General features: G+C 29.8%; 18 protein-coding genes and 1 CRISPR repeat array. All 18 genes read left to right on the top strand.

Annotated features, from left to right (window positions below):
- Positions 1 to 8 precede the first annotated feature (8 nt).
- Entirely contained in the window at positions 9 to 1493 is a 1485-nt protein-coding gene (locus tag KGF39_RS02060; RefSeq protein WP_227821005.1) for a phage portal protein, read from the top strand.
- Positions 1493 to 2908, top strand: coding sequence for an ADP-ribosyltransferase (locus KGF39_RS02055; RefSeq protein ID WP_227821004.1), 1416 nt, complete (start codon positions 1493 to 1495; stop codon positions 2906 to 2908). The genes KGF39_RS02060 and KGF39_RS02055 overlap by 1 nt, the downstream gene beginning before the upstream one ends.
- Positions 2909 to 3124 (top strand): hypothetical protein, encoded by a 216-nt coding sequence (locus tag KGF39_RS02050; protein ID WP_227821003.1) that lies wholly within the window; start codon positions 2909 to 2911, stop codon positions 3122 to 3124.
- 29 nt (positions 3125 to 3153) lie between these two features.
- Entirely contained in the window at positions 3154 to 3330 is a 177-nt protein-coding gene (locus tag KGF39_RS02045) for a hypothetical protein (RefSeq protein WP_227821002.1), read from the top strand.
- A 135-nt stretch (positions 3331 to 3465) separates the two neighbouring features.
- Positions 3466 to 4101 (top strand): phage scaffolding protein, encoded by a 636-nt coding sequence (locus KGF39_RS02040; RefSeq protein WP_227821001.1) that lies wholly within the window; start codon positions 3466 to 3468, stop codon positions 4099 to 4101.
- Between the two features lie 17 nt (positions 4102 to 4118).
- Entirely contained in the window at positions 4119 to 5087 is a 969-nt protein-coding gene (locus tag KGF39_RS02035) for a major capsid protein (RefSeq protein ID WP_227821000.1), read from the top strand.
- Between the two features lie 25 nt (positions 5088 to 5112).
- Positions 5113 to 5367 (top strand): hypothetical protein, encoded by a 255-nt coding sequence (locus KGF39_RS02030; protein ID WP_021365399.1) that lies wholly within the window; start codon positions 5113 to 5115, stop codon positions 5365 to 5367.
- Complete coding sequence (locus KGF39_RS02025; RefSeq protein ID WP_227820999.1) at positions 5364 to 5726, top strand: hypothetical protein; 363 nt, start codon at positions 5364 to 5366, stop codon at positions 5724 to 5726. Before KGF39_RS02030 ends, KGF39_RS02025 begins: the two co-directional genes overlap by 4 nt.
- A gap of 1 nt (position 5727) precedes the next feature.
- Positions 5728 to 6162, top strand: a complete 435-nt coding sequence (locus KGF39_RS02020) for a hypothetical protein (protein ID WP_227820998.1) — start codon at positions 5728 to 5730, stop codon at positions 6160 to 6162.
- 7 nt (positions 6163 to 6169) lie between these two features.
- Positions 6170 to 6514 (top strand): hypothetical protein, encoded by a 345-nt coding sequence (locus KGF39_RS02015; RefSeq protein ID WP_021371995.1) that lies wholly within the window; start codon positions 6170 to 6172, stop codon positions 6512 to 6514.
- Between the two features lie 5 nt (positions 6515 to 6519).
- The gene (locus tag KGF39_RS02010) at positions 6520 to 7326 is read left to right on the top strand and encodes a hypothetical protein (RefSeq protein ID WP_227820997.1); all 807 of its coding nucleotides are present in this window, start codon (positions 6520 to 6522) and stop codon (positions 7324 to 7326) included.
- Positions 7327 to 7381: 55 nt separating this feature from the next.
- Positions 7382 to 7858, top strand: coding sequence for a hypothetical protein (locus KGF39_RS02005; protein WP_227820996.1), 477 nt, complete (start codon positions 7382 to 7384; stop codon positions 7856 to 7858).
- The gene (locus KGF39_RS02000) at positions 7839 to 8048 is read left to right on the top strand and encodes a hypothetical protein (RefSeq protein ID WP_227820995.1); all 210 of its coding nucleotides are present in this window, start codon (positions 7839 to 7841) and stop codon (positions 8046 to 8048) included. The genes KGF39_RS02005 and KGF39_RS02000 overlap by 20 nt, the downstream gene beginning before the upstream one ends.
- Positions 8049 to 8268: 220 nt before the next feature.
- Positions 8269 to 8689: a CRISPR direct-repeat array (repeat unit 29 nt; unit sequence GTATTATATTAACTAAGTGGTATGTAAAG).
- A 222-nt stretch (positions 8690 to 8911) separates the two neighbouring features.
- Positions 8912 to 9436, top strand: coding sequence for a hypothetical protein (locus tag KGF39_RS01995; protein ID WP_227820994.1), 525 nt, complete (start codon positions 8912 to 8914; stop codon positions 9434 to 9436).
- A 135-nt stretch (positions 9437 to 9571) separates the two neighbouring features.
- Positions 9572 to 10687 (top strand): phage tail tape measure protein, encoded by a 1116-nt coding sequence (locus KGF39_RS01990; RefSeq protein ID WP_227820993.1) that lies wholly within the window; start codon positions 9572 to 9574, stop codon positions 10685 to 10687.
- An 85-nt stretch (positions 10688 to 10772) separates the two neighbouring features.
- Positions 10773 to 11405: an AP2 domain-containing protein gene (locus KGF39_RS01985; RefSeq protein ID WP_227820992.1), complete on the top strand. Its 633-nt coding sequence runs from the start codon at positions 10773 to 10775 to the stop codon at positions 11403 to 11405.
- A 195-nt stretch (positions 11406 to 11600) separates the two neighbouring features.
- The gene (locus tag KGF39_RS01980; RefSeq protein ID WP_227820991.1) at positions 11601 to 16064 is read left to right on the top strand and encodes a phage tail tape measure protein; all 4464 of its coding nucleotides are present in this window, start codon (positions 11601 to 11603) and stop codon (positions 16062 to 16064) included.
- Positions 16065 to 16197: 133 nt separating this feature from the next.
- Positions 16198 to 16312: type I toxin-antitoxin system toxin (locus KGF39_RS20155; RefSeq protein ID WP_413927061.1), on the top strand; the 115-nt coding region annotated here is incomplete at its 3' end.

Genomic DNA, 16312 nt, shown 5'->3' with positions numbered 1-16312 from the left:
GGTGTAACATGTTAGATTTGATAGATATAATTCAGATGGAACTTACAGGCTTATATGGTCAAGAAGTAATAAGAGAAATGGGTGAAATTATAAGGCTGTATGATAAGTATGAAGGTACAGGACAACATTGGATAGAAGAGGAACAAGATTATAAACAAACAAGGAAGAAAACAAATTATATTAAAAAGCTGATTAAAGAAGAAGCTAGATTTTTATTTGGTAAGACACCAATATTTACAATAAAACCAGAGAATGATTTAGATAAAGATAAGGCAGAAGAAATAAACCAGTGTATTAATAAGATTCTAAAGAAAAATTTGTTTTCAGATAAACTAATTAAAGCGGCTAGAGATTGTTTTATTGGTAAAAGAATAGCTATAAAGCTACATGCAGATAAAGAAAGTAAGAGTTTAAAGATAATGTTTGTACCAAGTTTAGAGTTTATATATGAACCATTTGATAACCAATTTGATGAGCTCAAGAAAATCGTATTTTTCCATCAAACAAATCAAGAAGTTGAAAAAGATAAACAGAGAATTTGGAAACAAAAATATGAAATGGTTAATGGTAAATGTATATTAAGTGAAGGTATTTATAATGGTTATGGGTTATGTATAGAAGAAATAGTGAGTGATACAGATTTAAAACTTAGTGGAATACCTTGTTATGTAATTCTTAATGATGGTTTGCTTGGTGATTTAAAGGGTGAGAGTGACATAGAAGAGATATTTGATAATCAGATGGCTTATAATAAACTTGCTTCTGAAGATATAGATACTCTTAAAAAGGGTATGAATCGCATTATATATGGTGTTGATGTTGAAGAAGAGTCAAGTAAGCATTTTAAAATAAAACCAGGAGCTTATTGGGATGTAGAAACTTCTCAAACGGCTGACCAAAAACAAGCACAGATTAATACAATTCCTACTGACTTTGGATATGATACTAGAATAGAAAATTCACTTAATAGAATTAAATCAGATATGCATGAAGTACTAAATATACCACTTATAAATAATCAGGACCTTAAAGGTATGATGACATCAGGTAAATCAATGAAAGCTTTGTATTGGCAATTAATAACTAGATGTGAGGAAAAAATGAAATCATGGGGTCCAGCTCTTGAATGGTTAATACAAGCAATGATAGAGATGATAGAAGTATATAACATAGTAAAAATACCTATATTGGATAAGGATTCTTATGAAGTAATTGTTGAAAATCAATACCCATTACAAGAAGATGAAGACTCAGAAAAATTACTTGATATTCAACAAGTAAATGCTCAAGCAATGTCTAGGAAGACTTTCATTAAGAAGTGGAATAATAGTAATGATGATATAGCAGATGAAGAACTGCAACAAATATCAATTGAAAGACAAATATTAGAAGAAAGTTTTAATTTAGAAGAAGAATCAGAAGTTATAGATACAGAAGAATCAGATGAAGTAACTAATGAAAAAGAATCAAAAGAAGTAGTTGATGATGAATAATGGCTAATAAGTTTAATAAGGCTATGAAGAATGCTGAAAGAGCTAGAGACATATCATCAAATAGAACTACTAAAAAGATAAGAAAGTTATATAAAGATATAGCTAATGAATATGCAAAAAAATTAAATAGAGTTAACTCTAACACATTAACTGAACAATATTTAAGAGAAAGTATAATTTATTTAAATAAAGAGTATGATAGATTAGGAAAGAAGCTAAAAAAAGATATTGAAAGTGAAATATCAAAAGTAATAAAAGCTACCACAGATGAACAATTAAGCTTTTTCAATAACATATGTGATAACTATTCAGTTAATTTAAAGCCACAATTCACTGATATGTTTAGTAAAGTTCATGAAGATGTACTAAGACAAGTTATATCTGGTAGTATGTACAAAGATAAACTTAAATTAAGTGATAGAATTTGGAGTAATATAGATAAAACTAAGAAGGATTTAGACTACATTGTAAGTAGAGGATTAGCAGAAAAAAGAGGTAGTTATGATATAGCAAAAGATTTAGAAAAGTATGTTAATCCAAAGGTTAAGAAAGATTATGATTGGTCAAAGGTATACCCTAAAAGTAATAAAAAAATAGATTTTAATGCCTATAGACTAGCATCTACATATATAACTCATGCATATCAAAAGACAGCTAAAGAAAGTTGTAAGAAGAATCCATTTGTTAAAGGGATTAAATGGATGTCATCACATCATCCTAGAATGTGTAAGGTTTGTGCAGATAGAAATGGAAAAACATATATTCCAGAAGAATTACCATTAGAACATCCTTTAGGAAAGTGTACTTTTGAATATGATATTCCAATGAGTATGGAGGACATAGGTAAAGAGTTAAGAGACTGGATAGATGGAGAAGAAAACTCTAAACTTGATGAATGGTTTGATGAATATGGATTAGAGTTTGCAGGAATAGAAGGAAAAGTTAATAAGAGTAAAGAACCAACTGAAGATGAAATGTTAGCTTTATATAAATATATGGGTGGAGATGCTTATAAAATTAATGAGAAATTAAGAAGAAATATTAAATTGACAGAAGAAGATGAATGGTTTATAAATAACTTAGATAGAGTTTTAGATAAAATGCCAAATTATGAAGGGGATGTTACAAGGTCATTGTATTTTTATAATAAAGAAATGTTAGATGAATTCATAAGTATGTACAAATTAGGGGGAATAGTTACTAATTATGACTATACTTCAACAACAAAAGGAAATACTTATAATCCTGAAGGTCAAGTACAAATGTATATATTAAATTCACAAAAAGGAAAAGATGTAAGTAAATATAACCCTAAAGAACAAGAAGTATTGTATAAACGAGGTTCAAGGTTTAAAGTTATTGAAATTGAAAGAATTAGGGGAACAATTCATATTTTATTAGAGGAAGTGAATTAAATGCTAACAATAGAAGAATTTATAAAGCTACCTGACGAAGAAAAAGGAGATGCTTATAAAAAATTATCTCCTCATGATATGTTTTTATGGAGAACACAATATTCACCAATTGGATTTGAAGTGATAGGTCATGAAGAAATATCAGAAGAAGATAAGATTAAGAACAAAAAGAAGTTTAGGGAGCATCTCAAGAAAATAGGTGTAATGGAAGAGTAAATATTTATAATAGTCAGAGGAGTTATAAAATGTATAATAAATTTGGAGATGATAAGTATTCAGAGCCTTTTAGTCATCCAAGGTGGAAAGATATTCCATGGGGTGAGACTATTAGGGAAGTAGAGCGAACTGAGGAAGAACAAGCAGAAATAAGGAAAAAATTTAGAAAGAAACTAAAAGAAATAGGAGTATTAAAAGAAGATTAAAACACTTACTTAAATTAAAAATTAGTAAGTGTTTTTTTATTGCCTTTTTTAGCTATATGTAGGCGTAAAAGAAATAAATAGCAAACTATACTAGAGAAGCAAAACTCGTATAAAAGCGTAGTGTAGGAGGGAATAATGGAAGAATTATTAAAAAAATTAGGATACCAAGATACAGACATAAAAAACATAATTGAGGGTATGAAAAAAGAGAAAATCTACACTTCTAAGGAAGAAAATATAGATGAAAGATACAATAAGTTGAAAGAACAAAAATTAGCCTTAGAAGAGCAAATAAAAGGTGCAAATGACACTATATCAGATTTGAAGAAAAATAGTAAAAACAGTGAAGATATAGAAGCAAAAGTGAAAGAATGGGAAAATAAATATAATGAACTTGATAGTACAAGTAAAGCTAAAATAAAAAATATGACTATAGACTATGCTATAAATTCTAAACTATCTGGAGTAAATGAAAAATATAGGAAGCTCCTATGTAAAGAATTTGATACCAGTAAAATGGAAGTAAAAGATACTGGAGAAATTATAGGCTTAGATGAACAATTTAAAGACATATCAGAAACATATAAAGAGTGGTTTGAAAGTTCTACTCCAAGTAATACAGGTTCACCTGGTAATTTCCCAAGAAAATCAAATGTAGTCAATAATCCTTTTATAAAAGAAACATTCAATTTAACAGAACAAGGAAGATTATTAAAAGAAAACCCTGATAGAGCTAAAGAATTTGCAGCTCAAGCAGGAATAAATTTATAAGGAAGAGAGTGATTTAAATGGCAGTAACAAAATTAAGTGATGTAATAGTACCAGAATTGTTTAACCCATATGTAATAAACAAAAGCATGGAGTTATCAGCTCTATATCAAAGTGGAATAATTACAAATGATGCAAGCTTAAATGCTTTAGCTTCTCAAGCTGCACCAGTTGTAAATATGCCTTTCTTTGAGGATTTAAGTGGAGAATCAGAACAAATAATAGAAGATGCTGATTTAACACCAAATAAAATTACTTCAAGTCAAGATGCAGCAGCTATATTAAGAAGAGCAAAAATGTGGGCAGCTACTGATTTATCAGCAGCTATGGCAGGAAAAGACCCAATGGCAGCAATAGCTAGTTTAGTTGGAAGCTTCTGGGCTAGAGATATGCAAAAAGAACTTATAGCAGTTTTAAATGGTGTATTTTTAGCTGCAAATATGACAACAAATAAGTTAGATATATCAGCAGGAACAGGAAATGCTGCAAAATGGTCACCATCAGCTTTTATAGATGCACAACAATTATTAGGAGATGCACAAGAACAATTAAAGGCTATAGCAATGCACTCAGCTACTAAGTCAGCACTTAAAAAACAAAATTTAATAGAAACTATTAGACCAGATGCAGGTCCAGACTTTGAAGTTTATCAAGATAAATTAGTTATAGTTGATGATGGTTGTCCTGTATCTAAAGAAGGTGTTTATACTTCTTATCTATTTGGTAGTGGGGCAATAGCTTTAGGAAATGGTAATCCAGTAGGGTTTGTTGCTACAGAAATAGATAGAGATAAGAAAAAAGGTTCTGGAGTAGATTATTTAATCAATAGAAAAACATATATACTACATCCAAGAGGTATAAAATTTACTAATGCAAGTGTAGCTAAAACAGAAGGTCCTTCAAGATTAGAGTTAGCAAAAGGTGAAAACTGGACAAGAGTTTATGAGCCTAAGCAAATAAGAATAGTTGAATTTAAGCATAAACTATAAAATATAGTTTTTAGTAGGTGATAGTATGGATTTAGAAATCTTAAAAAATATAAAAACAGAACTTAGAGAAGAACAATCACCTTTTTTTTCTGATGATGAAATTACTTATTACTACAATAAAAACAATCAAGATTTTAATAAAACCATGTATGAGCTATGTATATTAAAGGCTGAAAACGATAGTATCACTTTACCTGGAGGCTTAAGCATGCCAGAAAATAAACTATATTGGTTAACTCTGGCAAAAAAGTTTAAAACAAATGGAAGTAGATGTTTATGATAGCTCAAAAGGTAAAACCAAAGATAATCAAAGCTATCAATAAGATGCCAACAGAAGGCATAGTAAAAAGAGTTGGAGTAAATGAGTTTGGAGAGCCTTCAGATGAAGAAAATATAGTTTGTAATGTGATAGGCTTATATCATGAAGGAAGTAGCTCTATAAGTCAAATAACAAAGGATAAAGGTATTGTTATAAAAGATAAAGAGCAGTACTTAATGGTTGTTTGTGATGAAGATACAGTGAAGATAAAGCAAGGTGATTTTATGTACTTAGATGATAATAAGTTTATTATACAAGACCTTGGAAATCAAAACAGAATGAATATTTATTTTGATTTAAAGTTAGGAAAGGTGAGATAGTATGAGTAAAGGATTTAAATTTGATACTAGCAAGCTGCTCAATGCTTTAGTAAGTAGAGAAATGAAAACTAAGGCTGCACTAGGAGCTTATGCAGACACTTCATCTCAACTATTAGAAAGCAATGCTAAAAATGATAGACCATGGAAAGACTATACTCATGATGCTAAAAATCGACTACATGGTAGTTGGGAATGGCAAGGAGACACTATAAGGATAGCACTTAGTCATGGAGTTGACTATGGATTATACTTAGAAAAAGGTACAGGTCCACATGTTATAGAAGCAAGACCTGGAAGTTATTTATTTTGGGATGGAGCATCACATCCTGTTAAAAAAGTTAATCATCCAGGAAGTAGACCATATCCAATTATAATGCCAACTATAGAAAAATGTGGACCAAGTATTATAAGAGGTCTTGATGTGATTTTAAAGTAGGTGAAGCATGTTTAAAAAAATATATAAACATTTAAAAACTAAGGGTTTTAATGTGTATTCTATTGGACAACATCAAGGATTATGCATAGAACCTTTTTTGGTTATATTTGAAAAAGGTCCTCTACAAACAACAGAAAAAAATATAATAAAAGATTTATTTGAAATATATGTATTTTATCCAATTGGACAGTATTCTAAAGTAAGTGAATACAAGATAAGTGTTGAAAGTGTCATGGATGAAATAGTAGGAATAAAACAAGCTTATGAAGCTTTACCTATTCTTATAGATGATGAAAAACAAGCTTATTTCACAAGATTAAGTTATTATGAAAACAAACAAATTAGGAGGTAATAAATATGGCAGTACAAATATTAAATCAATACCCACTTACAGATGTTGTATTAGTTCAAATTGAAACAGTTGAACAAAATCCAGTTACATATACATTTGATACATCTGATGAGATAGGGACAGAGGAAATCATTTCTGAAGGTGAAGAATTAACTTTAAAAATAAAGAAAAAAATAATAGCAAATAGAGCAGCAGAAGATACAAGTTTAGGATATGATTTAACATTAAAAGATAATGTATTTTGTCCAGAAATACTTCAAATAATGCAGGGTGGAACAATAGAAAAAGAGGAAGATGGTAGCTTTAAGAGATATTTAGCTCCAGAAGTAGGGAAGACTTTTTCTAAGAAATCTTTTAAAACAATAATATATAGTTCAGTTGTTGGACCAGGAGGAGATACTGGGCAATTTGCTAAGACTACTTTCCCAAATTGTAAAGGAAAATCTGTTCCACTAAACTTTAAAGATGGAGAATATTATTCAAATGAATATGTTATAAATAGTAGACCAAACACAGGGCAATCTCCTTATGAGGTTGAAATAGTAGAGGAATTACCTAATGGTTATGAAGCTACAAAAGTATTTTTAGACAGTGCATCTGTATCAGGAGCAACAGCAGGAGATAAAAAGATAACAGGATTAACAGCAGGCAAAATATATAAGGTTACAGTTAATAGTGATATAAAATATACTTTAGCAGATGGAACATTAACAAGTACTGAGTCTGATAAAGCAGCATTAACAGGAACAGAGATAATAGGATTAACAAATGGAGAAACATATAAGGTTGAAGAAGTTAGTGTAAATATATAAATAGATTAAAGCTCTAGTAATTAGCTAGAGCTTTTTTTAGAAAGGGGACACAAATATGAATGAACTTAAAGTAACAAGTTTAGAAGAATTGAAAAAAATAAAATTGACTGAGATAATAGAGGTTGGAAGATTTTTAGATGGAACTATGTTAGTTGCGGAAGTAAAACAACCTGACTTAATGGCTCTTGCAATGGCTGGTAAGATACCAAACAGCCTAATGACAGCATCAATGAGTTTAGTTGAAGAGAAGGAAAGTAAAGATAGTACAGGTGAAAAAGTACTAAAGAAGATGAATGATGAGTCTAATTTCTCTAAAGAAATGTTTGAAATGATGGATATAGTGGCTAAAGAAGTGCTAGTTAACCCTACATATGCTCAGATTAAAAAAATAGGATTGGAACTTTCTATTGAACAAAGATTAACATTATTTAATCGTATTCAAGGAGGTACAAAATCACTAGAAAACTTTCATCAAGAGTCCACAGATATTGAGGATTCTAAATCAAGTGATAATGTACAACAAGATGCCTAGTGAGATATTAAGAATTAAAGATGAATATACTTCTTTTTGTTTTGATGAAGCGTGTATGTTTTTAGTAGATGCTATAAAAAATGATAAAAAGCTTAAATTTGAAAAGAATGAAAAGAAAACTATAGCTAAAAATGAGAGAAAAACTTTTGTCCAAATAGCATTAGAGAAAAAGAAAAAAGTTAATAGGTAAAATATTCTAAATGAATAGAGTGAATTAATGTTAATTTATGATATAATGATAATATAGATATTTTGCAGTGTACGATTTTTTATATACATTGGATGTAATCATTGAAATTACTACGATATAAGCATATTTTGTGATGTGCGAAAAACACTACTGGTTACTTAATGCAATTTTAATATGGTTTTATATGTGTAAGGATTGAAAATACTCAATTTGTTTTGAGGTATTATATTAACTAAGTGGTATGTAAAGTATTTTTAACTTTCCCAACAGCAGAAGAAATTCCGCGTATTATATTAACTAAGTGGTATGTAAAGATGATAAAAAAATGACTGTCAAACAAGGTGCAGAATGTATTATATTAACTAAGTGGTATGTAAAGATAGAATCTAATATACTTCCTCTACTTGATGCAAAAGTATTATATTAACTAAGTGGTATGTAAAGCTTAAGAGAGCTACTATAATTTCTCCTACTCCTTTTGTATTATATTAACTAAGTGGTATGTAAAGTTATTGCTGCTTGTTCTGCTTCACTTTCAGACATGAGTATTATATTAACTATGTGGTATGTAAATATGATGTTTAGAGCATCAGTTGCAGGTTTTGCATCAAGGGATTATATTAACTATGTGGTGTGTAAAGAAATCACACAAAGCGTTTTTACTGAATTAAGAGCTATTTATATTAACTAAGTGGTCTAAAAATTGAATAAACTCACAAAACATCTATATATTTAAGTAGGTGTTTTTAGTGTGTTCAAAATATTTTCAAATAATTAGATAAATTTGCTAAATCAATAGACTAAATTAATAATTTTAGATAGAATTATATTTGAATAAATAATTTAACAAGGGAGATTATATTATGTGGGGAAAATTTAAAAAATTAAGTTTGTTGAAAAAAATTTTAGTAATATTTTTAATATATCTTGTTGTATTTACAGTATCTATGATGATTCACCAAGCTATACAAGATTCAAAAAATAAAAATAAAGTAGTTGAAAATAATGTAACGAAAGAGCATATAATTAGCAAAGAAGAAAAGGAAGCAATTTATAAAGAAGATATGCAGGCAAAAATAGATTCTCTTATACCAGAGGATTTAAAAGATAAGACAACATATTATGTTGACATATTAACTCCAACTGAAGGAGATGGATATATAGTTAGCGTTCAAGTGGAAAATTCTATATTTAATGATGAAAATGAATGTAGAAAATTTGCGAAAGAATTTGTAAACAATATAAAAGATATAAATAATATTAGTTCAGTGAGAATAAACTTTATAGTTAATGTAACTCTCACTTATAATGTATTTTTAGATGATTGGAATAGTATAAAAAATGATGTAAATTTAATTGATGATTTAGATTTCTCGTCTCGAAATTAGATAAATACTTTATTTTAAAATTATAAATCTGTTATATAGAAAGCATTTACTTAAATGGTAGATGCTTTTGTTTTGCTTAAATTAGTTGTTTGTGTAAAATAGTTTAGAAAAATTTTTATGAGAGGAGGAAATAATATGTCTTTAGAATTAGGAACAGCAGTTGGTTATTTAGACCTAGATGGAGGGAAGTTTTTTAAAGCTCTTGCTGATGCAGCTAAACAACTTAGTCAATTCAATTCACATACAAGAACTACAGGAAGTGCTATGACGGCAATGGGTAAACAAATTTCTGATACAGCAAATTCATTGACACAAATAGGTAGGCAATCAGCGTTAGCAGCATCAGAATTAAATAAAATAGCATCAACTTCAAGTGGACCATTTTCATCACTAAAAAACTCTATAAAACAGACTGAGAATGAACTAAAAACAGCTAGAAACACAATAGATGCATATGCTCAAGGGATATCTAAACTTACAAGTGAAATAGATAAGTCGAAGCAAAAGTATACTGAAATAGGAAACAAAATAGAAAGATATGAACAACAATTAGAACGTTGTAATAGTATGTATGGAGAAAGTTCAGAACAGTCACAAAGATATAGAGAAGCTATTGAAAGACTTAAAAATTCTCAGACTCAGTTAGGTAATGAAATCGAAAATGGAGAAGATTCTTTAACTGATATGAGAACAGCCATGAATAATGCAGAGGCAGAAGCCAATAGATTAAGTGATAGTTTAAGCAGTATGCCATTTGAAGAAATTGGTGGCAAAATGAGAGATATTGGGCAGACATTGACTGATACAGTTACAGCTAAATTAGTAGATATGGGAACTGCAGCAGTAACAGCAGCAACAAATACTGAACAGGCTATGGCAGTTGTCAACTCCATATTACAACTTAATACAGAAAAAGTTAAAGGTGGAAAAAGTGAGTGGGATGCTTATGCAAACTCTCTAAAAGAAGGTGCTAATGAAATAGGAATGGCTTATGATGAATATGTAAATGCTGCATATAATGCTATATCCGCGAGTGTAAAACAAGCAGATGTAATAGCGTTTTTAACACAAGCAGATAAATTAGCAACAGCAGGATTGACTGATTTAGCAAAAGCGACAGATGTGTTAACAACAATTCAAAATGCGTATGGGATGTCCCAAAAGGATATGGCTCATGTAAGTGATGTATTAATTCAGACACAAAATAAGGGTAAAGAACTTTGCTCGGTTACTTGGAAACAAGTAGCATAAATAATGGTGTTAAAATTGGAAAGCTAAGTGTTGAAAATATTGTTGTTACCTTAATTATGTGTTATAATTATTTTGAGGTGATAATATGGGTGTGTATTTAGATTTAACAAATAAAAGATTTGGAAGATTAGTTGCATTAGAAAGAGATATATCTTCTAAAAGAACTAAGTGGATATGTAAATGTGATTGTGGCAATATCAAAAGCATTCAATTAACACATTTAAGAAGTGGAGCTACTATATCATGTGGATGTTATCACAAAGAAATAAATAAAAAAGTTCAAACTATACATGGGATGACTAGAAGTTCACTACATAATAGATGGAAAGCTATAAAACAAAGATGTTTAAATGAAAATAGCAAATCATATAAAAATTATGGAGGAAGAGGGATTAAAGTTTGTCATGAATGGCTTGAATTTGAAAACTTTTATAAGTGGTCAATAGAAAATGGATATGATAAAAAATTACAATTAGATAGAATTGATAATAATAAGGGATATAGTCCTGATAATTGTAGGTGGGCAAAACCAATAATAAATAATCATAATAGAAGAATAACTGCTGTTATAGATGGTATGCCATTAAGAGATTTTTCTATAAAACACGATATAAAATATAGTTTAGTTCACTCAAGATATTACTTGTTAAAGAAAAAAGGTAAAGAAATAAACACTCATAATATATTAACATATGCTAATCAATTACCAAATCGATAAGGAAACTTTCGAAAGGTTTAGAGACTAGATAAAGTAAGCTAAGTATAGACACTTAAAAAGTGTTTTTTTATATGCAGAAATATCCATGAAATACCACACCTTATTATTAAGTTAAAGGTGAAGAGATAGTCCAACTCTAAGGGAAACCTTAGTCTTAGGATAAAGAACCTAAGCAATGAAGTTTAGAAAGTAACAGTGGATGAGTTAGCAAGTTCTATGGGTAAAATAATAGCAACAGCAAAAAATGTAAATGTAAGCGTTGAACAGCTTGGAGCTGGATATGCTATATTAACTGCAAAAGGTATTGCTTCAGCTGAAGCCACAACATATATGGGTGCTATGTTTAAAGAGCTTGGAGAAAGTGGAACTAAAACAGATAAGATACTTAAAAAATTAACAGATAAAGGATTTGCTGATTTACAAAAAGAAGGAAAATCAACAGCAGATGTATTATTAATATTAAATGATTATGCAAAGAAAAATAGCTTATCTCTATCAGACCTATTTGGCTCAGCAGAAGGTGCAAAGGCAGCTAATGTTCTGTTAGGTGATGCAGTTAATGAGACAACAGGGGAAATAATTGAAGGTACAAAAAGTGCTGATTCATTTAATCAAATGCTTAATGATATGAAAAATTCTTCTGGTCTTTGTGATAAAGCATTTGAGCAACTGGATAATACTACAAAAACAAAACTTGAAGATACATTGAATTCAACAAAGAATATGCTGTCTGATTTGGGAGAAGCTATGACACCAGTTATATCAAAAGTGGCAGAAACAATAACCTCATTCATGAACTGGGCAAGTAGTATGATGAAGGCTAATCCAGAAATAGCAAGAATTATAGTAACAATAGGTGCAATAGTAGCAACATTAGGTCCTTTATTAACTATTTTAAGTATTTTAATTGTAAATATGCCTAAAATAATTTCTCTATTTGGATTAGCGAAGGGAGCAATTGTAAGCTTTGGAGCAGCCGTTTTAGCAAGTCCTGTAGGAATAGCAGTTCTTGTAGGAGCAATAGCAAGTCTTATAACTATGATAGGAGATAATGCGAATGCTTTAGAGTTTTTACAAAATAAATTTGGTGCATTTGGAACTGTTATAGGGACTGTCTGTGAATTTATATCTGGTGTAACACAAATGACGCTAGGAAATTTATTGATACTGTTAAAAGGAGCAGCAGAAGGATTATCAGCTATACTGAGTGGAAAGATTTGGGAAGTAGATGACATTTGGGATAAAACTTGGGCTAATATAGAAAACAATACTGCAAAAGCCATGTCGAATATAGGAGCTGAAACTTCAAGTGCTTTAGAAAAAATAAAAAACTCAACTGCAAGTCAATTAAGTTCAGTTACATCAACATTTGACTTAATAATGAAGGAATGGCCTAAACTTACACGGGACAATGTAGGTCAAGTTGCAAGTACATTTGCTGAAAATTTGCAAGGGCTTGATAATCAATCAATTGCTATCCTTAGAGGTACATCAGATAGTATGGCGGTGTTATTTGAAGGGATATATCAAGGCATGGATTCTACAGCAGCTACAGAAAAATTTTCAGCAAATTTAGAAAGCATGGTTATAAGTGGTAAATACAGTACAGAAACACTACAACAAGATATAGATAAGGCTATGAGGTTGATAAATGAAAATGTAAAAGATAGTAGCAATGTTTTAAAACAAAATGCAACAGATGTATTTAATCAATTCAAAACAATAGGTCAAGCTGGATTTGAAGGAATGGCAGAAAATGTTGCTGGAGTCATGCAAGGTATGGATGAACAGGCTATATCAGCTCTTACATCTATGGGTGGTACTTGGAGTGATATATTAAAGGGAGTTGCGACGGATGGTTCTATGAGTGCAGAACAAATGAAAAATGCAATTATATCCAACTTCAATTCCATGGGTATTGATGGAGCGACTTTAATAGATAATCTGCGAAAAGAGTCTAGCACGTATTGGAAGTCAATGGAAGAAGAAGCAAATCAAGCTGGTTCAGAAGTTGCTAAATCTTTTGACCAAGTACCTAAAGAAGTTGTTACAACTTTAAAAAATAATGGTACTGAAAGCGAAGAAGAAATATTAAAATTATATAATCTATATCAACAGTTGCCACCAGAAGTACAAACTTATATAAAAACTAATAATATGGAAGCTCTAACTGGTGCTCAAAATGTAAATGATATTTTAGCTAAAATACCACCAGAAATTATAACTAATATTTTAAGTAATGTACAGGGGAAAGAAGATGTTGAATCAACTCAAATGTTGCTCAATGCACTTCCAAAAGAAGAACGAATAAAAATTGAAACCAGTGTAAGTGGTAAGGAAAATGTAACAAGTGTTAAACAAGAAATAGAAGCATTGCCTAAATCTGCTAACGTGAATACAAATGTAAATACAGGAGATAGTAAAGAAAAACTAGAGGAAGTGTCTAATAAAACAAAAGAGTTAAATAATGTGACTGGAACTTTGAAAGTAGATGCTAATGTAAGTTCTGCCGCTTCAAAGGTGAGTGGATTAAAGACTTCTGTTACTAAAGATTTAAATACAACACAAGCTAATGCAAATAAATCAACTGCTACAATGGCTTCTAATGCAACTAATAACTTTAGCAAAATGGCAAGTGGAGCTAAAAGTGGTACAAGTAAGGTTGCAACAACTACAGATGCAGATTTTAAAAAAGCTAATCAATCTATACAACAATCAAGCACAAACATGTATAATGGTGCTAAACAATCATTTACAAAACTTGCACAAGTAGCTAAACAGGCTGGTTCTGATGCATATAATGGTGTAAATACATCCTTCTCTAGATTAACACAAGTGGTTGCTACTTCTATGAGTAATGCTGTAACAGCTGCAAATAATTCTAAGAGTAAATTTAAAAGTGCTGGTTCTGGAGCTGGTCAAGCATGGATAGATGGATTTAATAGTAAAAAAAGTGCAATGAGAAGTGCAGTTTCTTCGGTGCCAAAACCAGTATCTTTTTCATTTAGAAGTGATGAGTTTATTGAATCTAATATTAAAATGAAAGATTCTCTTGCAGCTGGTATAAATAAAATGTCAACATTTAATAATACAAGCATGAGAGGTAGTATTTTTGATGAAATTATGAGTACTATGAATAGCACAGCTAAAGGATTTGCTGGCTCTGTCTCACAATTTAAAAAAGCAGGAGAAAATTCAGCAAAAGCGTATTTAGATGGATTGTCAAACATAGAAGAAGGATTAACAAATACACTCAGAACAGTCCAAGCAATAATAGGTAATGGAAACATAAAAGAAGCACAAGAAATTAAAAAGTTTAATAAGGAAGTTGAAAAACTACAAGAAGAAAAAGCTGAAGAAATAGCAGAATTAGATAAAGAATACAAAAAAAGTCAAAAAGAAAGAAATGAAAAAGAAAACGAAGAAATAAAAGAAGCAGAAGCGAAGAAATATAAGAATAAAAAAGAAAAACTAGCAGCACTAAAGAAGATTAAAGATAAATATAATAAGGAATCTGTAAAAGACCAAGAAGAATATAGAGAAAAGTTAGAAAAAATTAATAAAAAGTATGATAAGAAAGAAAAAGAAGACACTGAAAAGCATCAAGAAGAACTACAAAAACTTAGAGAAGAAAAAATAAAAGCTGAAAGAGATTTTAATAAAAAATATAATGATATTAAAGAAGATTATGCTGAAAAAGTAGCAAACTTAGATAAGAAATATATTGAGGACCAAAAGAAACTAAATGAAGAATATCAAAAGATATATGACTCAAGAGTAAAATCTTTAATGGATTATACAGACTTATTTTCTTCTGTAACATTTGAAGAAATTGACAATGATGAGTTAATGGAAAACCTAGAAGAGCAAGTTGATGTACTTAGAAAATGGGACACTGATATGGCAGATTTATCTACAAAAGTAGGTAAAGATTTGTATGAGGAACTATTAGCTAAAGGACCACAAGCTCATAATGAAATAGAAGCCATCAACAAGATGTCAAAAGAGCAACTAGAAGAATACGAAAGATTATACAAAGAAAAGAAGAAAATAGCTGAAAGAAGAGCCAAAGAAGATACAGAAGATGAAAAATATAGAATAGAAAAAGAAATTGAAGAATTGAAAAAAACTTATGATGCAGAATATAGAAAACTAGGTCAAGAAATGCAAAAAAGTATAGAGGAACAAATTGAAAGTTTTAAGGATAAATTTGGAGTAGTACCAGCTATGTTTATGGAAACTGGTAAAGATTCTATGCAGGGCATGATAGATGGTATTAAATCTATGCAAGGAGCATTGGGTAAAGTTTTAAGTGACATAGTTAATTCTATAAATAAACAACTTTCTAATATAGGATTTAAAGATGTAAATATACCTACAGGAGGAAGAAAAGAAGCAGCAAGGTTTAGAAATGAAATAGAAAACTTACAAAGTATAGCATACTCAGATACTTTGGCAAGAGGAATAGCCTCAAATAATTTACTGAAGGATGCAACTGTTAATATAAATAATAATAGTAAAGTTGATAATGAAAAAAGTAGTGATAAGAGAGTTGAGTTGACTTTACATATAGAAAAGTTTATAAATAATACTAAACAAGATGTAGAGCAAATAGGTTCTGAAATAGCATTTATTACAAACCGAAAATTAAAGTTTTAGTGTGACAAATATATTTTGAATATCCAGATTATGGTATAATGATTTTAGCAAGAAGATGTAACCTATAATCTAAGAGTGGAATTCATACAAACAAAGGTTATCCTCCCAACATTAAGAAGGGAGGTGATTATGTATGGATAATTTTTTACAAGGTGTACTAGCTAGTATTTTAGCTAGCTATATAGTTTACTTGATAAGTAAGTTATTTAGAAAATGTAAAAAACCACTCAAAGCTGGCACTAAGAGTG

Source organism: Clostridioides sp. ZZV14-6345, from assembly GCF_020657775.1.
Classification (GTDB): Bacteria; Bacillota; Clostridia; order Peptostreptococcales; family Peptostreptococcaceae; genus Clostridioides; species Clostridioides difficile_D.
Note: the sequence above shows the minus strand (reverse complement) of the source record. Positions and strands in the feature narration are given on the sequence as shown.

Coding starts and splice junctions, on each gene's coding strand:
- KGF39_RS02060 (WP_227821005.1), top strand. CDS start 9: ATGTTAGATTTGATAGATATAATTCAGATGGAACTTACAGGCTTATAT.
- KGF39_RS02055 (WP_227821004.1), top strand. CDS start 1,493: ATGGCTAATAAGTTTAATAAGGCTATGAAGAATGCTGAAAGAGCTAGA.
- KGF39_RS02050 (WP_227821003.1), top strand. CDS start 2,909: ATGCTAACAATAGAAGAATTTATAAAGCTACCTGACGAAGAAAAAGGA.
- KGF39_RS02045 (WP_227821002.1), top strand. CDS start 3,154: ATGTATAATAAATTTGGAGATGATAAGTATTCAGAGCCTTTTAGTCAT.
- KGF39_RS02040 (WP_227821001.1), top strand. CDS start 3,466: ATGGAAGAATTATTAAAAAAATTAGGATACCAAGATACAGACATAAAA.
- KGF39_RS02035 (WP_227821000.1), top strand. CDS start 4,119: ATGGCAGTAACAAAATTAAGTGATGTAATAGTACCAGAATTGTTTAAC.
- KGF39_RS02030 (WP_021365399.1), top strand. CDS start 5,113: ATGGATTTAGAAATCTTAAAAAATATAAAAACAGAACTTAGAGAAGAA.
- KGF39_RS02025 (WP_227820999.1), top strand. CDS start 5,364: ATGATAGCTCAAAAGGTAAAACCAAAGATAATCAAAGCTATCAATAAG.
- KGF39_RS02020 (WP_227820998.1), top strand. CDS start 5,728: ATGAGTAAAGGATTTAAATTTGATACTAGCAAGCTGCTCAATGCTTTA.
- KGF39_RS02015 (WP_021371995.1), top strand. CDS start 6,170: ATGTTTAAAAAAATATATAAACATTTAAAAACTAAGGGTTTTAATGTG.
- KGF39_RS02010 (WP_227820997.1), top strand. CDS start 6,520: ATGGCAGTACAAATATTAAATCAATACCCACTTACAGATGTTGTATTA.
- KGF39_RS02005 (WP_227820996.1), top strand. CDS start 7,382: ATGAATGAACTTAAAGTAACAAGTTTAGAAGAATTGAAAAAAATAAAA.
- KGF39_RS02000 (WP_227820995.1), top strand. CDS start 7,839: ATGTACAACAAGATGCCTAGTGAGATATTAAGAATTAAAGATGAATAT.
- KGF39_RS01995 (WP_227820994.1), top strand. CDS start 8,912: ATGTGGGGAAAATTTAAAAAATTAAGTTTGTTGAAAAAAATTTTAGTA.
- KGF39_RS01990 (WP_227820993.1), top strand. CDS start 9,572: ATGTCTTTAGAATTAGGAACAGCAGTTGGTTATTTAGACCTAGATGGA.
- KGF39_RS01985 (WP_227820992.1), top strand. CDS start 10,773: ATGGGTGTGTATTTAGATTTAACAAATAAAAGATTTGGAAGATTAGTT.